This is a genomic window from Pseudomonas sp. SJZ131 (assembly GCF_007828705.1).
Classification (GTDB): domain Bacteria; phylum Pseudomonadota; class Gammaproteobacteria; order Pseudomonadales; family Pseudomonadaceae; genus Aquipseudomonas; species Aquipseudomonas prosekii.
This window is the reverse complement of the sequence record NZ_VIVC01000002.1, coordinates 291,763-315,213: the sequence shown is the minus strand read 5'-3', so window position 1 is coordinate 315,213 and position 23,451 is coordinate 291,763. Positions and strand designations below refer to the sequence as shown.

Here is a 23,451-nt window from a genome sequence, read left to right as displayed (position 1 = left end):
GTGGGAGCGAGCTTGCTCGCGATTGCGGTCTGACATTCAACATTGATGTCGACTGACACTCAGCCATCGCGAGCAAGCTCGCTCCCACAAAGTGTGGGCCGTACGCCAGTTCCTGCGGTGGCGGCAATTCTATGGGGACGCCTGAACGGCGATAAGCTGGGAATCCTGTGAATCTTTGTTACCGTTAACGCGATAATCCCTTTGTCGGGGTCACCGCCCCGCAACTTCGTGTCACAATTTGCCATCGAACCCGAGAGCACCCCATGGACACTTTGCAAAACATGCGCGCCTTCAGTTACGTGGCCGAGGCCGGCAGCTTCACCGCCGCCGCCGTGCAACTGGACACCACGACAGCCAACGTCTCGCGCGCGGTCTCCAATCTTGAGGCCCATCTGCAAACCCGCCTGCTCAACCGCACCACCCGCCGCATCGCCCTGACCGAGGCCGGCAAGCGCTATTTGCTGCGCTGCGAACAGATCCTCGCTTACGTCGAAGAGGCCGAAGCCGAGGCTAGCGATGCCCACGCCCGCCCCGCCGGGCAACTGAAAGTGCACACCATGACCGGCATCGGCCAGCACTTTGTGATCGACGCCATCGCGCGCTATCGCAAGACGCACCCGGACGTAACCTTCGACCTGACCCTGGCCAACCGCGTGCCGGACTTGCTCGACGAGGGCTACGACGTATCGATCGTGCTGGCCAGCGAACTGCCGGATTCGGGTTTCGTCTCGCAGCGCCTCGGCATCACCTACAGCATCGTTTGCGCCTCGCCGGCCTACGTCAAAGCCAATGGCTGCGCACAAAAACCCAGCGACCTGCTCAACCACGCGTGCCTGCGCCTGGTGAGCCCGGTGATTCCGCTGGAGAAATGGACCTTCGACGGCCCCGATGGCCAGGAAATGGTCACCATCAATAGCTCGCCGTTCCTGGTCAATTCCGCCGACGCAATGAAAACCGCGATCACCAGCGGCATGGGCGTCGGCGTGCTGCCGGTGTACGCGGCCATCGAAGGCCTGCGCAACGGCACGCTGGTGCGGGTGATGCAGAACTACCGCTCGCAGGAACTGAACCTGTACGCCATCTACCCCTCGCGCCAATACCTGGACGCGAAAATCAAGACCTGGGTCGAATACTTGCGCGGTTCACTGCCGGAAATTCTCGCAGCGCATCAGGCGGAATTGGCCGCGTACGAGTTGAGTGGAAGTCTGGTGGGCGCCCGCGTGGCCACCTGATCCCCAACGCCCGCGAGAGCAGAGCTTGCTCGCGAAAGCGGTTTGTCAGCCAACATTGATGTCGAATGTTCGGCCGCCTTCGCGAGCAAGCTCAGCGCCTACAGGTTTACCGGTGTTCACCGCACGGCGGAAGAATGTTAGCGTGCTTGGCATTATTCCCGACCCGCCGAGCCTTGCGAACATGAAAAAGACTGTCCTCGCCTTCAGCCGCGTCACCCCGGAAATGGTCGAACGCCTGCAACACGATTTCGACGTTATCGTGCCGAATCCGAAAAACGGCGACATCAACGCCCAGTTCAACGAAGCCCTGCCCCACGCCCACGGTCTGATCGGCGTGGGCCGCAAACTGGGGCGCGCGCAATTGCAGAACGCCGCCAGACTGGAAGTGGTTTCCAGCGTTTCGGTGGGCTACGACAACTATGACGTGGGCTACTTCAACGAACGCGGGATCATGCTCACCAACACCCCGGACGTGCTGACCGAAAGCACCGCCGACCTGGCGTTCTCGCTGATCATGAGCAGCGCCCGTCGCGTCGCCGAGCTGGATGCGTGGACCAAGGCTGGGCAATGGCAAGCGTCCGTCGGCCCGGCGCTGTTCGGCTGCGATGTGCACGGCAAGACGTTGGGCATCGTCGGCATGGGCAATATCGGCGCCGCGGTTGCCCGACGCGGTCGGCTCGGCTTCAACATGCCGATCATCTACAGCGGCAACAGCCGCAAGACCGATTTGGAACAGGAGCTCGGCGCGCAGTTTCGCAGCCTCGACGAGTTGCTCGCCGAAGCCGATTTCGTCTGCCTGGTGGTGCCGCTCAGCGACAAGACCAGGCACCTGATCAGCCATCGCGAATTGGCCTTGATGAAGCCCAGCGCCATTCTGGTGAATATCTCCCGTGGCCCGGTGGTCGATGAACCGGCGCTGATCGAAGCACTGCAAACCCAGCGAATTCGCGGCGCCGGACTCGACGTTTATGAGAAAGAACCACTGGCGGAGTCGCCGTTGTTCCAGTTGAAAAACGCTGTAACCCTGCCGCACATTGGCTCGGCGACCGGTGAAACCCGTGACGCAATGGCCAATCGCGCTTTGGCCAACTTGCGTAGCGCATTGCTCGGCGAACGCCCGCAGGACCTGGTCAATCCGCAAGTCTGGAAGGGCTGAATATAGCCGGGCAAGTGCATCAAGCACTTGCCCGCTTATATCAACTTCTACTGCTTTCAATATTTAATCAGTGTCTGCCACACACCTTGAAATCCAGTTCAACACCAAAAAACCAAATCGCACTATAGACTCCGGCCCGTTACTCAACTTATAGAGTTCTGGCTACGGAGAGCATATCCATTGAACACCCTGACCACTGATCTGCTTGTCAGATACAGCAAAGTATTACTCATGGCATTTTTCAGTTTTTTTGGACTATTGGTGATGTTCAGCAACTTCACCGACTATTCCACAAACTATGAATATGTCGGCCACGTCTTGAGCATGGACACCGCACAGGACCAGGAGAGTGTCAGCTATCGGGCGATTACCTCACCGATGCTGCACCACCGGATTTACTGGATCATCATTACCCTGGAAGTGCTTTACACCGTGTATTGCCTGATCGGCACCTATCACCTGTGCAAAAACTTGAAGGCATCTGCAGCCGAATTTCATGAAGCAAAAAAGTTGTGCATTATCGGGCTGCTGATCGCGATATTTGTTTATTACCTGTGCCTGCAAGTCATCGGCGTCGAATGGTTCAACATGGACAAATCGACAACCTGGAATGCCAAGGACTGGGCGCGGCATATTGTCGATTTCATATTGCCGTTATTGATTTACCTGACACTTAGAATCGAGCGCTGACTGTTGCAGCGCCCGATGTTTATATCAACTCATGCCAGCTTGCCGTTGCTGTTGTTGTCGCCGTTGTTGAGGATTAGCGGCGGTTTCGGTTTACGAAACACCAGCACGTTGCCGAGCATCACCAACACCAGCCCGAACAGCGCCGGCGCGGTCCATTGGTAGCCTTCGGCATAGGCCGAAACGTTCAGTGCGACTACCGGGAACAACACGGTGCAATACGCCGCGCGCTCCGGGCCCATGCGCCCGACCAGCGTCAGGTATGCGGTGAAGCCGATCACCGAGCCGGGGATCACCAGGTACAGCAGCGAGCCGAGGTAGCGCGCATTCCATTCGATGTCGAACGGGATGCCTTTGACCAGGCACCAGACGGTCAGCATCGCTGCGCCGTAAGCCATGCCCCAGGCGTTGGTGGTCAAGGGTTTGAGCCCGGCTTTCTGTTGCAGGCTCGAGAGCATGTTGCCGGCCGAGAAACACAAGGTTCCGAGCAACGCCAGCGCCAGACCCAGCAAGGTTTGCGGGCTAGCGGTGTGCCCGGCCAGCTCCGGCCAGAACAACAGCCCCAGCCCAGACAACCCCAGCGCGCCGCCCAGCAAAACGTTGCGGGCGATCCGCTGGCCGAAAAACACCCGCGCATTCAGCGCGTTCCACAGTGTTGCGGTGGAAAACACCACGGCGACCAGCCCGCTGGGGATCCACTGGCTCGCGGTGAGGAAACACATGAAATTGATGCAGAACAGGCACAAGCCCTGCGCGAGGCAAATCAAGTGCCCGCGCCGGTTCATCACTTGCAGGCGCCGGCTCAGCAGCAACATCACAAACAGCACCAGCGCCGCGAGGCCGAAGCGATAAACGATCGACACCGGAATCGCCACCACGCCCAGTTGCAGCTTCAAGGCAATCCACGTGGTGCCCCAGATCAGCACGGTGAGCAGGTAGAGGGAAAGGTTCATGTGGAGGGCTCCGGGGCAGCGCTATGAATGGGTGGGCAACAAACTTTCTGTGGCGGTGGCTGATCGGCGTCTGTGGCCGGAGTGGTATGTGCGGCATCAACAATATTTGTGGCGAGCGAGCTTGCTCGCGCTGGGTTGCGCAGCAGCCCCAAAACTCTGCAAGTTGCCGCAAATCTTCTGAATTCCGCACCATTTTGTGAGTGCTGCGCACTCAAGCGCGAGCAAGCTCGCTCGCCACAGAAACCTCGTTGGCCACAGATTCCGTAATGTCGGATCAGGATTTCAGTGTGCGTCGCCCCACCAACGCGCACTTGCATAAACTTGCGCTTTTGTCGGCGGACGGGCTGGCACGCGGATGGCTACGGAGTAGGATGCGAAACGTTGGAGAGACGATCATGCCCGCACTGGAAACCCTGCAAGTTTTTCAAGCCCTCAACCGCTCGCCGAATGCTCGTCTGGAGCACAGCGCCGAGCTCGGTGACGGCATGGCTGCAGCTTTGTGGAGCAATCATCACGACGCGCAGGATTACCAAGCGCCGAGCCACCACACCCTGTCCTGCTACATCGCCGGCGGTACCGGGACTTTTCGGCGCGACCAGCCCGGCACCAAGGGCGGCCCGGACAAACTGTGCATCCTGCCGGCCGAGCACCAGTCGGGCTGGGTAATCAATGGCGATATCCGCCTCGCGCATCTGTATTTCAGCACCGAACAATTTGCCCTCGGTTGCGTCACCTTGCTTGATCGCGAACCGCGCGAAGTGCAATTGCGCGAGGGCACTTTTCTCGACGACCCGCAGCAGGCCCGGCGCTTTCGGCAGATGCTGACGCTGAACTGGAACGAGCCCGGCGAACGGCTGCTGACCAGCAGCCTGGCGCATGAAATGCTCAGCCACGCATTGCTCAGCCAGGTCGGCATGCGTCAGGGTTTGCGGCTCAAGGGCGGGCTTGCGGCGCATCAGCGGCGGCAATTGGTCGAGTTCATCGACAATCAATTGGCCGAACCGATCAGTCTCGGGCAATTGGCGGCGTTGTGCGCGTTGTCGGAATATCACTTTGCGCGGATGTTCCGCGAAAGCTTTGGTTTGCCACCGCACCAGTATGTGTTGGCGCGCCGCATGAGCCGGGCGCGAGAATTGCTGCGTTCGACCTCACAGCCGTTGGGCGAGATTGCGCTGGCGTGCGGGTTTGCCAGTGCCAGTCATTTCACCAATCGGTTTCGGCAGGTGTTGGGTGGGACGCCTGGGGAGTATCGGCAGGCGTTTTTGCGGTAGACATTGGGGGGTGGGGTGTCATGGGGATCTACCCCTCTCCCTAACCCTCTCCCCAAAGGGGCGAGGGGACTGACGGAGGTGTTCCTGGAGCCACATCGACCTGAAATATCGAGTCGACCTCAGGCTTTGAAAGCAATGAAGATCAGCTCCCTTTCCCCCTCTCCCCTCTGGGGCGAGCGGACTGATCGAGGTGTTCCTGGAGCCACATCGACCTGAAATATCGAGCCGAACTCAGGCTTTGAAAGCAATGGAGATCAGCTCCCTTTCCCCCTCTCCCCTCTGGGGCGAGGGGACTGACCGAGATGTTCCTGGAGCCACATCGACCTGAAATATCGAGTCGACCTCAGGCTTTGAAAGCAATGAAGATCAGCTCCCTTTCCCCCTCTCCCCTCTGGGGAGAGGGCTGGGGTGAGGGGTGGCTTTTGATCCAGCCTCAAAACTCCAATGTGCTGGAGAGCGACACCTGCCGCGAATCACCCATCGACACAAAGAACCGGCTCGCCGCCGAGGTGTAATAAGTGCGGTCAAACAGGTTTTTCACGTTGAGCTGAAACTTGACCTTCTGCCCTTCAACCTTGGTGTCGTAAGTGGCAAACGCGTCCGCCACGGTATAACCCGGCAAGTCGAAATCGTTCACTGCGTTACCCGCCCGCTCGCCGACATAACGCGCCCCCGCGCCGACGCGCAACTGGTCGCCGCCGACAATACTGCCGAAGTCGTAAACCGCCGACAGCGCCCCGCTGTTCTTCGCGACGTTTTGCAGTTTCTTGCCTTTGTAATCCGGGTCTTCGATGACTTCGGCGTCGGTGTAGGCATAGCTGCCGATCAGGCTCCAGCGATCGCTGAGCTGGCCGCTGACATCGACTTCCAGACCTCGCGAACGCACTTCACCCGCCGCGCTGTAAATCGTCGTCGGGCCTTCGGAGTTGGCGATCAGCACGTTTTTTTTCTTGATATCGAACAGCGCGACGTTGCCGGTGATGCGCCCCGGCATCTCCAGCCGCGCGCCGATTTCCCACGATTTGGCTTCCTCCGGCGCGACGCTGCCATCGAGCACCACACTGCTGCCGCTCAGCGGCGCGATGGTCGAGTTGGGTTTGAACGATTCGGTGTAGCTGCCGTAGAACGACAACTCGTCGGTGTAGCGATACACCAGCCCGGCGCGCGGCACCCATTTCTGCCCGTTGCTGTCGGTGTTGGCCTTGAACGGCACGCCTTTGCCGGCGTACTGGTCGTACTCCTGGAAGCGCCCGCCAGCGACCAGAATCCACTGATCGGTGAGGTGAATCGAGTCCTGCATAAATACCGAATCGCTGCGCAGTTGATCGGTCTGCGCACTGTCCGCCGGGCTCACGGTCGTGCCCGCCACTTCACGGCCATACACCGGATTGACGTAGCTGAAGGTGCTCAGGCTTTTCTGCCGGATCAGGTCTTCGCGGTAGATTTTGCGGTACTCGTCGTCGACGCCGAACACCAGGTCGTGCTGCATGCCCAGCACGTTGACTTTGCCTTCGAGGCTGGCGGTAGTGAAACGATCGGTGCTGATCGCGTTTTGCGTGCCGTCCATACTCCGGGTCAGCGTGCCTTTGTGGGTGTCGATGGCGGTGACACGCACTTGGCTGGCGTCATAGGTTTCGCGGTTCCAGCTGTAACCGAAGTGCGCGCTCCAGTCGTCGTTGAGCTGGTGATCGGCCTCGAAGTGATACAGGTCCGAGCGCCCTTCCATGTTGTTGAACGGTTCGTCGAGCCGCTCGTTGCGCGAGATGTCCAACGGATGATTGGTGCGCGGATCGAGGATCGTCCCACGGTCGAACGGCGTGAGGAATTCGCGGTGTTCGTAGGAGAACAACAGCTGGGTGTTTTCGCCGAACCAGGCCAGCGACGGCGCGACCAGCGTCTCGCGGTGCGTACCGAAATTGCGCCAGTAATCTTCGTCTTCGTGGTCGAGGACCATGCGATAAGCCAACCCGGAATCGCCCAGCGCGCCGGTGCTGTCGAGGCCACCGCCGCTGCCGTTCTTGCCGTCGCCGTAGGTCGAACCGCGCAACGTCAGCGCGTTGTATTGCGTCAGTTCGGGCTTCTTGCTGACCATGTTGACCACGCCGCCGGGGTCCTGAATGCCGTAGAGCAGCGATGCCGGGCCTTTGAGCACTTCGACGCGGTCGACGGTGGCGTTCATCCCACGGCCCTGAATCACCGGCATGCCGTCGCGCATGATCGAGCCGTTGCGGTTGTCGCCGAAACCGCGAGTCATCACCGAATCCTGAGTGCTGGCCAGCGTGTTGCCCTGGGTGATGCCGCTGACATTGGCCAGCGCATCATCGAGATTGCGCGGCGCCTGATCGCGAATGACCTGCGCCGGGATCACGTTGATCGTCTGCGGGGTTTCCTGCAGCAGCGCCGAGCTGCGCATCACCGAACTGGTGGGCGGCGGCTGGTAGCTCATGGTCTGGTCGAGCACCGAAGTGATGGTGGTCGCGCCCAGATTCAGCGCGCCTTCGGTGGGCGCCGGTTCCAGCGCCAGGGTGTGCGCGTCGGTGCGGCGGAAGGTGAATCCCGAACCGCTGAGCAATTGCTGCATGGCGTGTTCGGCGCTCATTTGCCCGCTGACCGCTGGCGCATTCAGGCCGTAGGGCGCTTCGTCGGTGTAGACCACGCTGATGCCGGTGATGCGGCTGAAATCACTCAAGGCCTGCGGCAGCGGCTTGGCGGCCATGGCGAAATTGAACTGCGTGCGCGGTTGCGTGCTGGCGGTTTCAGCGGCCAGCGCGACGCTGAGCGGCAGCATCGCCAATGCCGAAATACTCAGCGCCGACGCGCCGAACCAGTGTTTGACCGAACCCGACTTTTGTTTGACCAAACCCGACTTTGCCCTGGACTTCATTGCTCATGACCTGTGTAGAACCGCAACGGGATGCGAATGACTCGCAGTTTCAGTCACTACACGGATGGGGCTTGGGTTTACCTCATCAATAATCTGAAATTATTTTTTTGGGGATTAGGGGTGGCTGTGATGACGCCATCGCGAGCAGGCTCACTCCTACAGGGTGGAATGCATTCCAACTGTGGGAGTGAGCCTGCTCGCGATGGCGCCGGATGCCTCACCGCAAAATAATGATTTGCCCGAAAACTTCGCGCTGCTCAAACCCCAAAACGCCCTGCAACGAACTCAACACCGCGTGCGGGTCTTTGCTCGGAAAACTCCCACTGACCCGACGCGCCGCCAGCTCATCGTCAAGCAACAAAATTCGCCCCGGGTAATACCGGCGCAAATCCTCGACCACCTCGGCCAGGCTCGCCTTGTAATAATTCAGCCAACCCTGGCGCCACGCCAGTTGCGCGTCGCTGTCGACCGCCTGCAATTTTTCCGCCGCACCTTCGCCATAAGCGACCTGCTGACCCGCGGTCAAAATCTGCTGCTGCGCATGGCGCTGCGCCGTCACTCCGACACGCCCGGACAACACCGTCACCCGCGCGCCATGCGCTTGCAGGCGCACTTCGAATTGTGTGCCGAGCACCCGCGCCTGACCTCTTTCAGCATTGACCACGAACGGTTCGCCGGTGTGCGTCACATTGAAAAATCCGGCGCCGCGCCGCAGCTCGACGTGGCGTTCGCCGCGACTGAAATCCACCGCAATCGCGCTGTCGGCATCCAGCGTGACTTGCGTTTGATCGGCCAGCGTCACGGTGCGAACTTGCCCTGGCGCCGAGACGTAATCGGCGCCCAGATCATCCGCCCAGCGCAGCGGTTGCCACCCCGCGCCAACGCCGATCATCAACACCAGGCACGCGGCCATCGCCAGCGCCCCGGCCCAACGCCGCACGCTGGAGCGCCGCGAATTATCCATCGCATAGAGATAACCCTGCAGCGCCACCGCGTCTTCGTCGGCCAGCGTGCGCGCCGGCGCTTCGCTCAATTCCCAGATCACTTGCGCCTGCGCGTACGCCTCGGCGTGTGCCGGATCGGCTTGCAACCAATGGCTGAACGTCAGTTGATCGCCGGCACTCGGCTGATCGTGCAACAGGCTCAGCCAGGCAAAAGCCGCTTGTTGCTGATCGGGCGTCGGGGTGACGCGTTGGGCGTGGTTCACGGTGCTTTCCCTGGCGTGCGCGGTTCGGGTTCCCGCAGGCTGGCCTTGCAGGCGTCGAGGGCGCGCATCATATGTTTTTCCACGGCACTTTGGGACAAGCCCATAGCCTTGGCGATCTGCGCATACTTGCGCCCGTGAATGCGGTTGAGCAAAAAAATCTGCCGCGTGCGCTCGGGCAACGCGCGCAACGCCGCTTCGACGTGACGCAAATCGTTGCCCGCCTCCAGCGCGGCTTGCGGTTCGCTGGCCTGACTGTCCGGCTCGTCCGGCATCCAGCCTTCGTTGACGCGCACGCGCGTGCCTTCGCTGCGTAAATGGTCGATGGCAATGTTGCCGGCGCAGCGCAGCAGATAGGTGCTCAATTCCTCAACCTGCACCAGCGGCCGCCGCCAGAATCGCAGGAACAGATCCTGCACCAGGTCCGCCGCCGTCGCCCGGCAGCCAACCCGCCGACTGACCAGCGCTTCCATCTGCGAACGCTGGGACAGGAACACCTGAAGAAAATGCGCACGCGCGCCGCGGTGTTCGTCGTCGTGGGATTCTGGCGGGCTGGCGATCATCAAGTCAGCACTGCGCAAACCGGGCTGGCGATCAGACCCAACGCCGCCAGCGACAACGCCAGACGCGGGCGATACGGCAGCAGCAAAACCAGCATCAAAGCGCTGAGCATCAACACCGCAAACCATTCCACCAAGCCGAGGCCCCAGCCGTTGGCGGACACGCCGGCCCACAGCGACAAGGTCAGCAACAGCCAGCCGCCGCCGCGCATGACTTGGCGGCGCCGAGCGGTGGGTTTGCGCCCAAGCAGGTCAGCGTGATGACGATCCATCGATAAACACAGCGCGGTGAAACCGCCGTAGCAGAGCAAAAGAGCCAACAGCATCAGGTCGCCTCATGCTCAAGGGTGACAGCACGGGCGCGCTGGCGGGTGGTGGTTTCGGTGCGGCCCGAGCGCTGCATTTTCCACGCTGCCCAGCCGAGGAAAACGCCGCTGCCCAGGCACGTCAGATCAAACCCGGCCATCGCCCAATCGCCTTGCGCCAGCGACACGCCGAGGTGATGCGCGGTGGTCAGCGCGTTGAGCAACGGCACGGTACAAAACAGCAACGCTGCCAGCGCCAATTGCTCAACCCACGCCGCGCGGCCCCGACGCAACATTGCGTGCAGCAGGCTCAAACCCCAGGCGATAAAGAAGCTGTTCACTTCCCAATCCGCGCGCTCGGTCAAGCCGATCGGCAACAGGCGATTGGCCCAGAAAAACACCGCCACGGCGATCACCAAGCCCGACATGCTGGCGATATTCAGCACTTCCACCAGGCGCAATTCAAACGGCATAACGCCACTTTTGGCGTGCTTGAGCTGCCGTTTGCCGAGCCAGATCACCAGCCCGGTGCCGATCATCGCGGTGCCGGCCATCCCGCAAATAAAGTACAACCAGCGCAACACCGGGCCGGCGAAATGGCCCATGTGCAAACCGTAAAAACTTCCGGCAATCGCCATCGGCAGCGCTTGTTCGGCAGTCTTGCTGAGCAGTTCGCCGCTGACCGCATTGAACGTCACTGCGCGCCCGAAGCTGTGGACCACACTGTCGCCGCTGTCGCGTTGCACCACTGCCGACGCATTGGCGTCGCCCGGATTATTCACCGACAACCCCGCGACGCGACCGCCCGCCCACTGCTCGCGCGCCTGTTCCAGCAACGGCGCCAGCGGTGCCAATGGCGCTGCCTGACCCGCCACCGCCGGGGTGTTCGAGGCCGGGAATACTTCGTCAAAAAATCCTCTGGCGTTACCGTCGTACGCCGCGAGAATGCCCGCCGGCATGACCATCGACATGAAGATCACCAGGCTGCTGTAGGTGATCATCAGGTGGAACGGCAGCACCAGCACGCCGACTGCGTTATGCCCGTCGAGCCAGGAGCGCTGGCCCTTGCGCGGGCGGAACGTGAAGAAGTCCTTGAAGATTTTCTTGTGGGTGATGATCCCGGTGATCAGCGCGACAAACATCAGCATCGCGGTGATGGTCGACAACCAGCGACCCCACGGGTAAGGCATTTGCAGCTGGAAGTGGAACCGGTAGAAAAACTCGCCGCCCATGCTTTCGCGGCCCTGCACTTCGGCGCCGGTTTGCGGGTCGAGAATTTTCGTGGTGAATTGGCCGCGTTTGCCGGGTTCGGCCGGCGCTTGCTGCCAGCGCACGGTCAGCGCCGGTTCACGCGCGGTCGGCAAGTCGATCAACCACCGCGAGGCGTTGGGCGCGTGCTGCTGAAGATAACCTTGCGCGAGGTTCACACTGGCTTCGGAAGACACCGCGCGCGCGGGGATTTCCGGCTGCATCCAGTGCGTGGTTTCAGCCTTGAAATACGCGAGGGTGCCGGTGAGGAAAATCGCGAACAGCAACCAACCGAAGATCAGCCCGACCCAGGTGTGCAGCCACGCCATCGCTTGGCGAAATCCCTCTTTCATGAGTGGCCCATCCAGTACGCCAATGCCGAAATTGCGCCCAGCACCAGGCTCGGCACGAGCATGCCGAGCCATGCCTGCCAGGCGCTGCGACAGGCAAAACACCAGAGCACCGCGACCAGATATGCCAGAAACGACGTCATCATCCCGGTGACCACCGCTTCGGCGCGGGCCATCGGCAGCCACAGGCTGAGGCTGACACTGGCCAGCGCGGCCACGACGTAACCGCCCACCACTGCCGCCAAAACCCGCGAAGTGACGGCCAATCTGTAGGAAACGGGAAGCATGGAAATCTTGCCTTTCATGTTTCGACCTTGAAACCCGGTGAGGCGCCGTGAGCGTCACGGACCAACAAGCGCGCAATATTAATGATAAATATTCTCATACGCAAAAGAGATCCGATTGCCGGATGCAGTTCGCCTCCTTACAATGCGAACAATTCTTGTTCTCTAATGTATGCGCATGTGTCGGAGTGGTTCTGTTGTCGCCAGCCAATACCGTCGAAATCCTCTATCACGACCATCACAACTGGCTCACCGGTTGGTTGCGGCGCAAGCTCGGCTGCCCGCACAGCGCCGCCGATCTGGCGCAGGACACGTTCATCCGCGTGCTCAGCGCCCGCGAGACTCCGCAGATCATTGAGCCGCGCGCCTTCCTGACCACCATCGCCAAACGCGTGTTGTTCAACCATTACCGTCGCCAGGATCTGGAACGCGCCTACCTCGATGCCTTGGCGCAGATGCCCGAGAGCGTCGCGCCGTCCGAGGAAGAGCGGGCGATCATCCTGCAAACGCTGATGGAGCTCGACCAGTTGCTCGACGGCTTGCCGCGTCGGGTCAAACGCGCATTTTTGCTTGCGCAGCTCGATGGCCTGACTTATCCACAGATCGCCGCCGAGTTGGGAGTCTCCATCGCCACGGTCAAACGGCACCTGAACAAAGCGGCGATGCGCTGCTATTTCGCTTTATGAACGGCGCGCCGGATTTTTCCGCGCAGGTCGCCGAGCGTGCCGTGCACTGGTTGATGGAAATGCAACAAGGCCCGTTGAGCCCGCGCCAGCAACACGCCTGGCAACAATGGCACGACGCGCACAGCGAACATCAACGCGCGTGGGAGCATATTCAGCGGGTCAATCAGCGCCTGCGCGGTGTGTCCTCGCCGCTGGCTCACGCGGCACTTAATGCGCCGAAATCCGCCAGTCGTCGGCAGGCGTTGAAGCTGCTGCTGATTCTCGGCGCCGGCTCGGCAGTCACTTGGGGCATGCGCGAGCACATTCCGTTGACGCCGTTGCTGGCGGACTATCGCAGCCCGGTTGGCCAGCGCCGCAAAATTCCGCTGGGCAATGGCAGCCAGTTGCAGCTCAACACCGCGAGCGCCGTGGATGTGCGCGAGGGTGGTTTGATTCGGTTGCTGGAGGGCGAGTTGCTGCTGAGCGCCGCGCAGGCGTTTCGAGTGCAGACCGCACAAGGCGTGTTGAGCACGCAAGACGCGCGGCTGAATGTTCGGCAATTTGCCGATCGCACCCAGGTTGCGGTGTTTGAAGGACGTGTCGAATTGACGCCCGAGGGCGGTGCGCCGACGCTGCTGCAAAGTGCGCGACAGTTGAGCTTCGGCCCGCACGGCATCGGCAATCCGCAGCCGCTGGATGCCAACAGCGGCGCCTGGGCTGACGGCATGCTGGTGGCGGCGCACATGCGTCTGGGGGATTTTCTCGATGAGCTGGGACGTTACCGTCGCGGCCAGTTGAATTGCGCTTCTGAAGTCGCCGACCTGTTGATTTCCGGGACCTATCCGCTGGATGACAGCGAGCGGATTCTGCAATTGCTGGAAATCAGCTTGCCGGTGAAGGTCAAGCGCTTTACCCGGTATTGGGTAACGGTTGAGGCCCGCGTCTGAACAACTCCAACCCTGTGGCGAGGGGGCCAGTCAGTAAAATTTTTTCGAAACACGTGAGCCGTTTTTCAGATCTGGCGTGACAGAGAAGGAAAGCCACCCTTGATTGCCTCTTCTCAGGATCGTCGTCCATGCCCTTCACTAGCCTCACTCCGCTGGCCCGCACTGTGCGCCACCTCATGCTCGGCGCCAGCCTGAGCCTCGCGACTATCACCGTCGCGCACGCCGCCGACGCCAAGCCGTACCACATCGCGCCGATGTCGCTGGAAAACGCCCTTAACCAATTCGGCCGTGAAGCCGGGGTGTTGATTTCCTTCGGTTCGCAAGTCACCAGCGGCGTGAAAAGCCGTGGTCTGGAAGGCAATTTCACCACCGAGCAGGGCTTGAACACCTTGCTCGAAGGCACCGGCCTGCAAGCTCGGCCCGAGGGCGACAATGCGTTCAGCCTGCAACCGGTGGAGCAAGCGGCAGCGCTGGAGTTGGGCACCTCGACGGTGGTCGGCGACTGGCTCGGCGATGCTGCGCAAATCAACGTCTTCGAGCATGCCGGCGCGCGCGATGTGATCCGTCGCGAAGAGTTCGAGCGCCAGGGCGCAACCCAAGCCAAAGACGTGCTCAACCGCATCCCCGGCGTCAACGCGCCGGACAACAACGGCACCGGCAGCCACGACATGGCGCTGAACTTCGGCATTCGCGGGCTCAATCCGCGCCTCGCTTCGCGCTCGACGGTGCTGATGGACGGCATCCCGGTGCCGTTCGCGCCTTACGGCCAGCCGCAGTTGTCGTTCGCGCCGATCAGCATGGGCAACATGGACGCGGTGGACGTGGTGCGTGGCGGTGGCGCCGTGCGTTATGGCCCGCAGAACGTCGGCGGCGTGGTCAACTTCGTCACTCGCGCGATTCCCGATGAGCCGACGGTCAAGGGTGGTTTTCAAACTGAAACCGCGCCTTCGTCGAGCCACGACGGCTTCAAAACCACCGGCAACCTACTGGCCGGCGGCACCGCCGACAACGGATTGGGCGGCGCAATTTTGTATTCCGGCACCCGCGGCGGCGACTGGCGCGAACACAGCGATACGCAAATCGACGACTTGATCCTCAAGGGCAAATACCAACTCGACGACGCCAACAGCTTCAACGCGATGGCGCAGTATTACGAAGGCAAGGCCGACATGCCCGGCGGCCTCAATGTCGCCGATTACGATGCCGATCCGTACCAGTCCACGCGCCCGAAAGATCAGTTCTGGGGCCGCCGCACGATGTTCAATTTCGGCTATCGCTATCAGCAAGATCGCCGCGAATTCACCGCCAATACCTTCTTCACCAAAACCCTGCGCAGCGGTTATCTGGATCAGGGCACGTTCCTCTCGCTGTCGCCGCGCGAGTATTGGGTGCGTGGTCTCGAAACCCGTTTCGCCCAGGGTTTCGACCTCGGCCCGACCAGCCATGAAGTCGGCGTCGGCTATCGCTACATCAACGAGGCCGGCCATGAATTGCGTTATCGCGAGCCGATTGCCAACAACACCTATCCGACCACCAACAGCCGCAACGACCGCGACACCCGTGGCGGCACTGAGGCCAATGCGTTTTTCATCGATGACCGGATCGACATCGGCAAGTGGACCATCACGCCGGGGATTCGCTACGAGATGATCGAATCGCAGCAAAACAACAACCTCACCGGGGTGAAGTACAAGGGTGACTACAACACCGCGTTGCCGGCGCTGAACGTGCTGTATCACGTCACCGACAACTGGAACCTGTACGCCAACACCGAAGGTTCGTTCGGCAGCGTGCAATACAGCCAGATGCCCAATCGCGTGAGCAGCGGCGAAGTAAAACCGGAAAAGGCTCGCACCTGGGAACTCGGCACGCGCTATGACAACGGCGCGTTGCGCGCGGAAATCGGCGCGTTCCTGATCAACTTCGACAACCAGTACGAAAGCAACCAGACCAACGACTCCGTAATCGCTCGCGGTGAAACGCGCCATCAAGGTATCGAAAGCAGCATCAACTATGCGCTCGACGACTTGAGCCCGGCGCTGGCCGGTTTTGATGTCTACGCCACTTACGCTTATGTCGACGCGAGCATCCGCGAAGACGGTCCGAACAAGGGCAACCGTGTGCCGTTCTCGTCGAAACACAAAGGCACGATTGGCGTCGGTTACACCGAAGGCGCGTGGAAACTGAACGTCGACAGCAGCTATCAGAGCGACCAGTTCGCCGACAACGCCAATACCTCGCGCGAAAGTGCTGACGGCAGCACCGGCAAGATCCCGGGTTACATGCTGTTCAGCAGCCGCGCGGCGTATGACTTCGGACCGCAGTTGTCAGATTTGAATGTGGCGGTGGGCGTAAAAAACATCTTCAACCACCAATACTTCACCCGTTCGTTTGATGACAACAACAAGGGCAAGTATGTCGGTGAGCCAAGAACGGTTTATGTGCAGACTTCGGTAGCGTTTTAAGCGTCGGTCAGCACAACAAAAACGGGCCTGCATAAGCAGGCCCGTTGGTCAGTGGATGGTTGATAAGGGAATCAGGCCTCAGCCGTTTTGTGCGGCCTGTTCGTTCTCCAGAAACTCGTCTTCCAGCAGCGCATCAGCGGTCACACTTTCGAACGGCTCAATAGCGGCACGTGGCTTGCCCCGCAGTTTGCCGAACAAATGCTCAAGCGCGTGTTCGAGTTTCTCGGCCGCCCCGTCGATGGCCAGCTCTAGGGTATCGGCTTTATGGGTCACAGAAATTGGTTGGTGGCCTTTAGGCCGCGCTTCCAGTTGGCAGCGTTTGTCATGCGGGCCGGGCTTGTCGCCGTTTTCGTCCCGCAAGTGGACCTCAATGCGGGTGAGGTCCTCTTCATAACGTTCGAGCGTGCTCTCAATGGTAGTACGTACCCACTCCTCCAGTCGGATGCTGCTTTGAATATGGTTATCACTGTTGACTTGGATTTGCATAGTTCATCCCTTATTTCAGCTAGCTCGCGAGAGGCCTGTCGGCTGGCCCTTGGGCGTCATCACCGTGGCCTCTTACTTACACAATCGGTCTGCTCGCAGAACAATTCAACCCCTAAAAAAAGATAAATATGGATTCGCAAAAAAAGCCGGACAACCGCCAAAAGCGCTGTTAAGGTCGGGAGTTGGGTCGACACCGTTCTCTGTCACAATTGCTCACATCTGCTGCTCCGCCAGTGGATGCAGACTCCGAAACATCCCCGCCTCCTCTACCAGCCAGTCATGCACCGCGCGCACGCCCGGATGGCTCAGCGCGCCCGGCGCATACAGCAGCACGTAGCGTTTATGGTTCGGCACCGCCAGGCCAAACGGCACGATCAATGTCCCACGCTCCAGCTCATCGTTGAGCAACGTGCGCCGCGCAATCGCCACGCCCATGCCGGCAATCGCCGCTTCGATGGTCAGGTGATTGCGATTGAAAGTGTGCCCGCGCCGTACGTCGGCGCCTTCGAAGCCGATCGCATTCAGATAAAACTCCCACTCCGCGTACTCGTAGCTGCCACGCCACGCGGTGATGTCGTGCAGCAGCGGAAAGTGCATCAAGTCCGCCGGACCGTGCAACGGCGGGCGACCGCGCAGCAGGCTCGGCGCGCACACCGGGAAAATCTGCTCATCGAGCAAGGCTGTGGATAACAGCCCCGGATAGCTGCCGTCGTTCAGGTCAATCGCCAGATCGAAGTCGCCCTCGTGCAATGGCACGCTGCTGTCCTCGGCCACCAGGCGCAGTTGAATGTCCGGGAAACGTTGCTGCAAACGCGGCAAACGCGGGGTCAGCCACTTGCTGAGAAACGATGGAATTGAGCGCAGACGCAAAATCCCGCTGATCATTCCGGCGTCCAGTCGTCGCAATTCCGCATCAATGCTGCCGTAAGCCTCGTTGACGGTGATAGCCAATCGCTGGCCCTCGGCGCTCAATTCGACTCCGCGAGCACGGCGGTGGAACAGGCGAAAACCCAGACGCTCCTCCAATTGGCGGATTTGCTGACTGACTGCACCCGGCGTGATGTGCAGTTCTTCAGCACAACGGGTGAACGACAAGTGCCGCGCGGCACAGGAAAACACGTGCAGCCAGACGTAAGTCTGGGCATGCAATTGACGACTCATCGTTTAGTCCTGCTAAAGGCTGTCTTAGGAAGTTTCGTTGGTCACGTAGGACCGAGGTGGGCAGTATCGCCGACATTGCGCTTGTCCTACAAAAATGGCAGCGATTTCTCTTCCATTGCTTGTATAGGCTTTAGCATGGCTATCAGTGTTTTCGATCTATTCAAAGTCGGCATCGGTCCGTCCAGTTCCCACACCGTCGGCCCGATGCGCGCCGCCGCGACCTTCGCGCAAGCCCTGATCGACCAGCGATTGCTGGCCGACGTCCGGCGCGTGGAAATCCGCCTCTACGGCTCTTTGTCGGCCACCGGCGTCGGTCACGCTACCGACCGCGCCTGCATCATGGGCCTGATGGGCGAATGGCCAGACAGCATCGACCCGACGTCCATCGATCCACGCATCCAGACCCTGCGCGAAACCGGCAAACTGTCCCTCGCCGGCCAAACCACGATTGCCTTCAACTGGCAGCGCGACCTGCTGTTGCTCGAAGAGAGCCTGCCCTACCACCCCAACGCGATGTCGCTGACAGCCTTCGGTGAAACCGGCGAGCTGTTCGAGCAGACGTACTATTCAGTGGGCGGCGGTTTTATCATCGAAGCGGCCGAGGCCGAATCCGGCATCGCGCCGACCAGCGACGTGGCGCTGCCGTACGATTTCTCCAGCGCCGCCGAACTGCTCCGGCTGTGCAACCAGCACGGCTTGCGGGTTTCCGAGCTGATGATGGCCAACGAACTGGCCTGGCGCAGTGAAGCTGAAATCCGTCAGGGTTTGCTGCACATCTGGTCGGTGATGCGCGAGTGCGTCGAGCAAGGTTTGCTCCACGAAGGCATCTTGCCCGGCGGCTTGAACGTGCCGCGCCGCGCGGCGAAATTGCACCGCAGCCTGTTGGAAATCGGCAAGCCGAATGTCATCACCTCGACGCTGTCGGCGATGGAATGGGTCAACCTGTTCGCCCTCGCCGTCAACGAAGAAAACGCTGCCGGCGGGCGCATGGTCACGGCGCCGACCAACGGCGCGGCGGGGATCATCCCGGCGGTGCTGCACTACTACATGAAATTCAACCCGGACGCGTCGGACGATGACGTCGTCGCGTTCTTCCTCGGCGCGGCGGCGGTCGGCATTCTGTGCAAGAAAAACGCCTCGATCTCCGGCGCCGAAGTCGGTTGTCAGGGCGAAGTCGGATCGGCCTGCGCCATGGCCGCCGCCGGTCTCGCCGACGTGCTCGGCGCGACGCCCGAGCAACTGGAAAACGCCGCCGAAATCGGCCTCGAACACAACCTCGGGCTGACCTGCGACCCGGTCGGCGGTCTGGTCCAGGTGCCGTGCATAGAACGCAATGCGATTGCGGCGGTGAAAGCGATCAACGCCACGCAAATGGCCCTGCGCGGCGACGGCAAACACTTCATTTCCCTCGACCGGGTGATCCGCACCATGCGCGATACCGGCGCCGACATGCAGGACAAATACAAAGAGACTTCACGGGGCGGCCTGGCGGTGAGCTGGGTGGAGTGCTGAGGCGCATTCCCGACCGTCCGTAACGCGTGAGCCCGAGCAAGAATAATAACGAGGCCAAAACGATGACCGATGTACGTACACCCGCTGCCGATAATCCTGCTGTAGACCTGACAAGCAAAACAGAAATTGCCCACAAGGGCTGGAGTAAATTCGACACCACCTGGATGCTCGGCCTGTATGGCACGGCGATTGGCGCGGGGACTTTGTTCCTGCCGATCAACGCTGGCGTCGGTGGTTTCTGGCCGCTGCTGATTCTGGCGGTGCTGGCGTTCCCGATGACCTTCTTCGCGCACCGTGGGCTGACGCGTTTCGTCCTGTCCGGGCGTTCGGGCGACATCACCGAAGTGGTGGAAGAACACTTCGGTGTCGGTGCCGGCAAGCTGATCACGCTGCTTTATTTCTTCGCGATCTTCCCGATTCTGCTGGTGTACAGCGTGGCGCTGACCAATACCTTGAGCAGTTTCATGGAGCATCAGCTGCACATTGCGCCACCGCCTCGGGCGATTCTGTCGCTGGTGCTGATCCTCGGTTTGATGGCCATCGTGCGTTGCGGTCAGGGCGTTATCGTCAAATGCATGAGCGTGCTGGTTTACCCGTTTGTCGCGGCGTTGCTGCTGCTTGGTTTCAGCCTGATCCCGAACTGGAACGGCGCATTCTTCGCCACCGCCAGTGAAGGCATGCCGCTGCCGCTGTTCTTCAAGACGCTGTGGCTGGCGATCCCGGTGATGGTGTTCTCGTTCAACCATTCGCCAATCATTTCCGCATTCGCCGTCGAGCAAAAGCAGCGCTACGGCGCGCAGGCCGAACGCAAAAGCAGCGGCATCCTCGCCATCGCCCACGCGATGATGGTGGTGACGGTGATGTTCTTCTGCTTCAGTTGTGTGCTGGCGCTTTCCCCGGCCGACCTCGCTGCCGCCAAGGCGCAGAACATCTCGATCCTGTCGTACCTCGCCAACCACTTCCAGACGCCGGTAATTGCTTACGCCGCGCCGTTGATTGCGCTGGTGGCGATCACCAAATCCTTCCTCGGCCATTACATCGGCGCCAGCGAAGGCTTTCAGGGTTTGATCGTGAAAAGCCTGCGCGGTCGTGGCCGCGTCATGTCGGCGAGCTGGCTGAACCGCGCCACTGCACTGTTCATGATCCTCAGCTGCTGGGCCGTGGCGACCTTCAACCCGAGCATCCTGCGCATGATTGAAACCCTTGGCGGGCCGATCATCGCGTGCCTGTTGTTCCTGATGCCGATGTACGCGATCCGCCGCGTGCCAGCCTTGCGCCAGTACTCGGGCCAGGCCTCGAACGTGTTCGTGGTGTTGATCGGCGTGATTGCACTGTCTGCGATCATTTACTCGTTCATGCCCTGAATCGGGCAAATAAAAACCCGGCGGACGCTGCCGTCCGCCAGGTTTAAGCCGTGTTCATTGTCCGACAGTTTTCCCGGCATGGCCCTTGCTATATCCCTTTGGCGACATGGATGAAGGCGCATGAACAAGGAATGCCAATGGTCTGGTAATGCGAACCAACCCGATCATGGCCGGTCAACAACTGCACGTTCAATCAGGCGGTGACGCATCATGGACAACCCTTTTCAGCTCATTACCGATGCTTTTGCAGCGGACTATCAGATCAACCTGAGCATTCAGGGGCTGGACGGCAGCATCATGCTGACCCTGTCCAACAGCGGCCACGTGGTCGCCAAACGGATGATCAGCGCCGAACAGCGCAACGATCCCAAACGCCTCAACCGCCTGGTGCAAAGCATCCAGTTCGGCATCGCCATCGAACAGGGCCACAGCGCCGTGGCGATCCTCGAAGCCATGACTGACAGCGACAATCGCAGACTGCCGCCGCCGATCAACAAAGAGCACGCGCAACCGGCGATGCGCCTTTAGATTTCGCCCTTCTAGACCTCGGGATGCTCACCGGAGCCGGTGCCGATCTTGCGTTGCGGGGTTGTTTCATTGCGTGGGTAAGCGGCGACTAAGTGAGTCGACGCAAAACAGGCTAGTTGCTTGGTTGATTAACTCGCATCAGCAGCTGCTCAATCAAATCGCTGACCTCGCGTTGGCGAAGCGCCCTGGTCTCTTTGAATTCGTCGTCCTCGCCCAACTCAAACTTCGCGACTGAGACGGGGCCATCCAACTTATAGCCATTAGCCGGATCGTCGCCCACAAAACGCCTGTGCAAAATGTCGAATGCTTGGCGTATTACATGTGGAAATCTGCCTCCTTGCGCCTGGATCAATGCACTTACTACCGCATCCAGTCCAAGATCCGCATGCTCAATGCAATAAACAAGATCATGAGCATCCTTACGCTCGTTGCGCTGATCGAACGCCAACGACTTCAAACAGGTGAAACTCACGACATCTGCATACTTGACCCACTCAGTCGCCAAACCATTGTCGCCGAGCAATTCTGCGCAAATTTCGACTTGCTCATGGTGGTCGAAGACCATGGATGAATGGGGAATATTCAGCGCCGAAATCGTCCCCTCGGTTGGCAGCGCCTGAACTTTCCCGCCGCAAATCTCGGGCGCATCGGCAAGCAGTTCCAGAACCATCAGCACGCCGTGTTCGGTCCTGGTCTGCCAACGCCACGACAACTTTCGCCCATGCTCATTGACTGAACGTTCGAAGCCATTCTTTTTGAAGTTTTCCTCTAGCGTGTGATAGGCCTGAGTGTCGGTAAGAATGGCCAAATCGATGACGACATCGACGTCACTGGTGCCCGCATGGGCGGGCACCGCCGGTGGCCTGGCCCTCACCAGATAGCGCGGCACTAACCCGCCGATCAGAAAAACCGATTCCTTCCACGGCCCCAGCCCCCGCATGAGCGTGACCAGGACTCGCTCACAATCGAGCGTGTAATTGGCACTGTATCCACCTGATGTCTGAGGTTTCATCATCAGAAACCGATCCTTTCTTTTCTCAAGTGTTCAGCGAGTTCACGCGCCCGCCCCTCGCCTCTCAGAAGATCAAGATAGACCCGCACCGGACTTGCCAGAGTCACCGAGTCGATATCCCGTGTTTCCAGAAAGTCACCGTCGCTCTTCGATTCAATGACGATCAGATTTGCCCCTTCTGTCACCGCTCTTGCTCCAAGGCGCTGCAAAGATAAATCGGCCGTCCAGCCTGGCTGCAGCAGGCAACGCACTTGGGAGATGCCAGTGAGAAAAGGCGCATAGCGCTGGGCTGCCGCTTCATGGGTAATCGCATATTCCGCACAATTGTCCACGAACGCTTTGGCCACCCATTCAACTAACTGCTCACCCTTGTACCCCGGAACGTAATAGCGACGAACGGAAGGGGCGGCAATTTCACTTAGTTGTTTGCTCCACGCATCCAGAAGTTCTCCGGGGGCAGACAGCTTTCTTTCTTTGCTCGGACCTTGCCCTCTTGTTTCAAGCCATTCGTGACGATCCAGAGTCGTCAACACTGCAGATACAGTTGCCGCCGAAACCTTTGCCAAAGTAGCGAGTTGATTTACCCCGAACCACTCGGAAGGATGATTGAGCAAATGGTGGATAACTTGCGCGCGTCGCCCCGAATAAAAGTCCCTGGTCGACTTTTTTTCAGACTTGGAAGCTGGTCTGTCGACATAAAAAAAAGCATTTGGCGTTGGCAGGCAAAGACTTCCTCCCCCTGCGAAATATCCGACTTGCGCCTCTTCGAGTAACTTTCTGGCGCCGGGTGAAATCGAGTCAGCGGCTAGTAAGGAAATGGTCGATTTGTCTGCGACAGGTTCTTTGGCCTTGGCGGCATGTCGCGCCCATAAGATCTGCTGCACATCACGAGGAAAGATCGTTCGCTTGCATTCGATCAGCAGATGCATGGAATCAGACGCGATGGTCAAATCGATGGATGGCGCAGCCTCCGGACCGGCAGGAGAGGATTTTTCAGACAGCTGCACATTGGGAAGTCCCGCCAATGTTTCCAGAAGCTCAGCGACAAGCCTCTCGTTATCTACGTCCATGCTTCCTCCATTATTTACTGCGCAGCAAATATTCCGATTTAGCGGAATATTCAGCAAAAACCAGATATTTACTGTGCAGGAAATATCATCTTGCAGGAATCTAGCGC

21 protein-coding genes are annotated in these 23,451 nt (G+C 59.9%); 10 read left to right on the top strand and 11 right to left on the bottom strand.

Annotated features, from left to right (window positions below):
- Positions 1-263 precede the first annotated feature (263 nt).
- The 3 genes from FBY12_RS08300 to FBY12_RS08290 all read left to right on the top strand — a co-directional run bounded on the left by FBY12_RS08300 (position 264) and on the right by FBY12_RS08290 (position 3,078).
- Positions 264-1,232, top strand: coding sequence for a LysR family transcriptional regulator (locus FBY12_RS08300; protein ID WP_121732979.1), 969 nt, complete (start codon positions 264-266; stop codon positions 1,230-1,232).
- 181 nt (positions 1,233-1,413) lie between these two features.
- The gene (locus FBY12_RS08295) at positions 1,414-2,388 is read left to right on the top strand and encodes a D-glycerate dehydrogenase (protein WP_145252580.1); all 975 of its coding nucleotides are present in this window, start codon (positions 1,414-1,416) and stop codon (positions 2,386-2,388) included.
- A gap of 180 nt (positions 2,389-2,568) precedes the next feature.
- Positions 2,569-3,078, top strand: a complete 510-nt coding sequence (locus FBY12_RS08290) for a DUF2165 family protein (RefSeq protein ID WP_145252579.1) — start codon at positions 2,569-2,571, stop codon at positions 3,076-3,078.
- A 29-nt stretch (positions 3,079-3,107) separates the two neighbouring features.
- Here the strand turns inward: FBY12_RS08290 and FBY12_RS08285 are convergent, their stop codons facing one another.
- The gene (locus FBY12_RS08285) at positions 3,108-4,028 is read right to left on the bottom strand and encodes a DMT family transporter (protein WP_145252578.1); all 921 of its coding nucleotides are present in this window, start codon (positions 4,026-4,028) and stop codon (positions 3,108-3,110) included.
- A 395-nt stretch (positions 4,029-4,423) separates the two neighbouring features.
- On the opposite strand from FBY12_RS08285, the gene FBY12_RS08280 reads away from it, so the two are divergent.
- Positions 4,424-5,299, top strand: a complete 876-nt coding sequence (locus tag FBY12_RS08280; RefSeq protein ID WP_145252577.1) for a helix-turn-helix domain-containing protein — start codon at positions 4,424-4,426, stop codon at positions 5,297-5,299.
- A 433-nt stretch (positions 5,300-5,732) separates the two neighbouring features.
- On the opposite strand, the gene FBY12_RS08275 is transcribed toward FBY12_RS08280, so the two are convergent.
- The 6 genes from FBY12_RS08275 to FBY12_RS08250 all read right to left on the bottom strand — a co-directional run bounded on the left by FBY12_RS08275 (position 5,733) and on the right by FBY12_RS08250 (position 12,155).
- On the bottom strand, positions 5,733-8,183 hold the full coding sequence (locus FBY12_RS08275; RefSeq protein ID WP_145252576.1) for a TonB-dependent receptor: 2,451 nt from the start codon (positions 8,181-8,183) through the stop codon (positions 5,733-5,735).
- Between the two features lie 217 nt (positions 8,184-8,400).
- The gene (locus tag FBY12_RS08270; RefSeq protein WP_145252575.1) at positions 8,401-9,390 is read right to left on the bottom strand and encodes a FecR family protein; all 990 of its coding nucleotides are present in this window, start codon (positions 9,388-9,390) and stop codon (positions 8,401-8,403) included.
- A complete protein-coding gene (locus tag FBY12_RS08265; RefSeq protein WP_145252574.1) occupies positions 9,387-9,950 on the bottom strand; it encodes an RNA polymerase sigma factor in 564 nt (187 codons plus the stop codon). The genes FBY12_RS08270 and FBY12_RS08265 overlap by 4 nt, the downstream gene beginning before the upstream one ends.
- The gene (locus FBY12_RS08260) at positions 9,950-10,273 is read right to left on the bottom strand and encodes a DUF3325 domain-containing protein (protein ID WP_145252573.1); all 324 of its coding nucleotides are present in this window, start codon (positions 10,271-10,273) and stop codon (positions 9,950-9,952) included. Before FBY12_RS08260 ends, FBY12_RS08265 begins: the two co-directional genes overlap by 1 nt.
- A complete protein-coding gene (locus tag FBY12_RS08255) occupies positions 10,273-11,853 on the bottom strand; it encodes a PepSY domain-containing protein (RefSeq protein WP_145252572.1) in 1,581 nt (526 codons plus the stop codon). Before FBY12_RS08255 ends, FBY12_RS08260 begins: the two co-directional genes overlap by 1 nt.
- Entirely contained in the window at positions 11,850-12,155 is a 306-nt protein-coding gene (locus FBY12_RS08250; RefSeq protein ID WP_145252571.1) for a DUF3649 domain-containing protein, read from the bottom strand. Before FBY12_RS08250 ends, FBY12_RS08255 begins: the two co-directional genes overlap by 4 nt.
- A 176-nt stretch (positions 12,156-12,331) precedes the next feature.
- Between FBY12_RS08250 and FBY12_RS08245 the strand changes: the two genes are divergently transcribed.
- The 3 genes from FBY12_RS08245 to fecA all read left to right on the top strand — a co-directional run bounded on the left by FBY12_RS08245 (position 12,332) and on the right by fecA (position 16,211).
- Positions 12,332-12,820: a sigma-70 family RNA polymerase sigma factor gene (locus FBY12_RS08245; RefSeq protein WP_145252570.1), complete on the top strand. Its 489-nt coding sequence runs from the start codon at positions 12,332-12,334 to the stop codon at positions 12,818-12,820.
- Entirely contained in the window at positions 12,817-13,746 is a 930-nt protein-coding gene (locus FBY12_RS08240) for a FecR domain-containing protein (protein WP_145252569.1), read from the top strand. The genes FBY12_RS08245 and FBY12_RS08240 overlap by 4 nt, the downstream gene beginning before the upstream one ends.
- 128 nt (positions 13,747-13,874) lie before the next feature.
- The gene (fecA, locus tag FBY12_RS08235; protein ID WP_145252568.1) at positions 13,875-16,211 is read left to right on the top strand and encodes a TonB-dependent Fe(3+) dicitrate receptor FecA; all 2,337 of its coding nucleotides are present in this window, start codon (positions 13,875-13,877) and stop codon (positions 16,209-16,211) included.
- Between the two features lie 78 nt (positions 16,212-16,289).
- Here fecA and FBY12_RS08230 read toward each other — a convergent pair whose 3' ends face one another.
- On the bottom strand, positions 16,290-16,697 hold the full coding sequence (locus FBY12_RS08230; RefSeq protein ID WP_145252567.1) for an HPF/RaiA family ribosome-associated protein: 408 nt from the start codon (positions 16,695-16,697) through the stop codon (positions 16,290-16,292).
- A 213-nt stretch (positions 16,698-16,910) separates the two neighbouring features.
- Positions 16,911-17,858, bottom strand: a complete 948-nt coding sequence (locus FBY12_RS08225; protein WP_092273066.1) for a LysR substrate-binding domain-containing protein — start codon at positions 17,856-17,858, stop codon at positions 16,911-16,913.
- Positions 17,859-17,993: 135 nt separating this feature from the next.
- Between FBY12_RS08225 and FBY12_RS08220 the strand changes: the two genes are divergently transcribed.
- The 3 genes from FBY12_RS08220 (at position 17,994) to FBY12_RS08210 (ending at position 21,262) form a co-directional block, all read left to right on the top strand.
- Positions 17,994-19,370 carry an L-serine ammonia-lyase gene (locus FBY12_RS08220; RefSeq protein ID WP_145252566.1) on the top strand — a complete coding sequence of 459 codons (1,377 nt, stop codon included), beginning with the start codon at positions 17,994-17,996 and terminating at the stop codon, positions 19,368-19,370.
- Between the two features lie 62 nt (positions 19,371-19,432).
- Positions 19,433-20,734, top strand: coding sequence for an HAAAP family serine/threonine permease (locus tag FBY12_RS08215; RefSeq protein ID WP_145252565.1), 1,302 nt, complete (start codon positions 19,433-19,435; stop codon positions 20,732-20,734).
- A gap of 210 nt (positions 20,735-20,944) precedes the next feature.
- A complete protein-coding gene (locus FBY12_RS08210; protein WP_145252564.1) occupies positions 20,945-21,262 on the top strand; it encodes a DUF3509 domain-containing protein in 318 nt (105 codons plus the stop codon).
- A 112-nt stretch (positions 21,263-21,374) separates the two neighbouring features.
- Here FBY12_RS08210 and FBY12_RS08205 read toward each other — a convergent pair whose 3' ends face one another.
- Together FBY12_RS08205 and FBY12_RS08200 are read right to left on the bottom strand one after the other, a co-directional pair.
- Positions 21,375-22,277, bottom strand: a complete 903-nt coding sequence (locus FBY12_RS08205; protein WP_145252563.1) for an antitoxin — start codon at positions 22,275-22,277, stop codon at positions 21,375-21,377.
- A complete protein-coding gene (locus FBY12_RS08200) occupies positions 22,277-23,344 on the bottom strand; it encodes a type IV toxin-antitoxin system AbiEi family antitoxin (RefSeq protein WP_145252562.1) in 1,068 nt (355 codons plus the stop codon). The genes FBY12_RS08205 and FBY12_RS08200 overlap by 1 nt, the downstream gene beginning before the upstream one ends.
- Positions 23,345-23,451: the final 107 nt, after the last annotated feature.

Bases quoted from the DNA above. Each gene is read 5' to 3' on its own strand.
- FBY12_RS08300 (WP_121732979.1), top strand. From the start codon at position 264: ATGGACACTTTGCAAAACATGCGCGCCTTCAGTTACGTGGCCGAGGCC.
- FBY12_RS08295 (WP_145252580.1), top strand. From the start codon at position 1,414: ATGAAAAAGACTGTCCTCGCCTTCAGCCGCGTCACCCCGGAAATGGTC.
- FBY12_RS08285 (WP_145252578.1), bottom strand. From the start codon at position 4,028: ATGAACCTTTCCCTCTACCTGCTCACCGTGCTGATCTGGGGCACCACG.
- FBY12_RS08280 (WP_145252577.1), top strand. From the start codon at position 4,424: ATGCCCGCACTGGAAACCCTGCAAGTTTTTCAAGCCCTCAACCGCTCG.
- FBY12_RS08275 (WP_145252576.1), bottom strand. From the start codon at position 8,183: ATGAAGTCCAGGGCAAAGTCGGGTTTGGTCAAACAAAAGTCGGGTTCG.
- FBY12_RS08265 (WP_145252574.1), bottom strand. From the start codon at position 9,950: ATGATCGCCAGCCCGCCAGAATCCCACGACGACGAACACCGCGGCGCG.
- FBY12_RS08260 (WP_145252573.1), bottom strand. From the start codon at position 10,273: ATGCTGTTGGCTCTTTTGCTCTGCTACGGCGGTTTCACCGCGCTGTGT.
- FBY12_RS08255 (WP_145252572.1), bottom strand. From the start codon at position 11,853: ATGAAAGAGGGATTTCGCCAAGCGATGGCGTGGCTGCACACCTGGGTC.
- FBY12_RS08250 (WP_145252571.1), bottom strand. From the start codon at position 12,155: ATGAAAGGCAAGATTTCCATGCTTCCCGTTTCCTACAGATTGGCCGTC.
- FBY12_RS08240 (WP_145252569.1), top strand. From the start codon at position 12,817: ATGAACGGCGCGCCGGATTTTTCCGCGCAGGTCGCCGAGCGTGCCGTG.
- fecA (WP_145252568.1), top strand. From the start codon at position 13,875: ATGCCCTTCACTAGCCTCACTCCGCTGGCCCGCACTGTGCGCCACCTC.
- FBY12_RS08230 (WP_145252567.1), bottom strand. From the start codon at position 16,697: ATGCAAATCCAAGTCAACAGTGATAACCATATTCAAAGCAGCATCCGA.
- FBY12_RS08225 (WP_092273066.1), bottom strand. From the start codon at position 17,858: ATGAGTCGTCAATTGCATGCCCAGACTTACGTCTGGCTGCACGTGTTT.
- FBY12_RS08220 (WP_145252566.1), top strand. From the start codon at position 17,994: ATGGCTATCAGTGTTTTCGATCTATTCAAAGTCGGCATCGGTCCGTCC.
- FBY12_RS08215 (WP_145252565.1), top strand. From the start codon at position 19,433: ATGACCGATGTACGTACACCCGCTGCCGATAATCCTGCTGTAGACCTG.
- FBY12_RS08210 (WP_145252564.1), top strand. From the start codon at position 20,945: ATGGACAACCCTTTTCAGCTCATTACCGATGCTTTTGCAGCGGACTAT.
- FBY12_RS08205 (WP_145252563.1), bottom strand. From the start codon at position 22,277: ATGATGAAACCTCAGACATCAGGTGGATACAGTGCCAATTACACGCTC.
- FBY12_RS08200 (WP_145252562.1), bottom strand. From the start codon at position 23,344: ATGGACGTAGATAACGAGAGGCTTGTCGCTGAGCTTCTGGAAACATTG.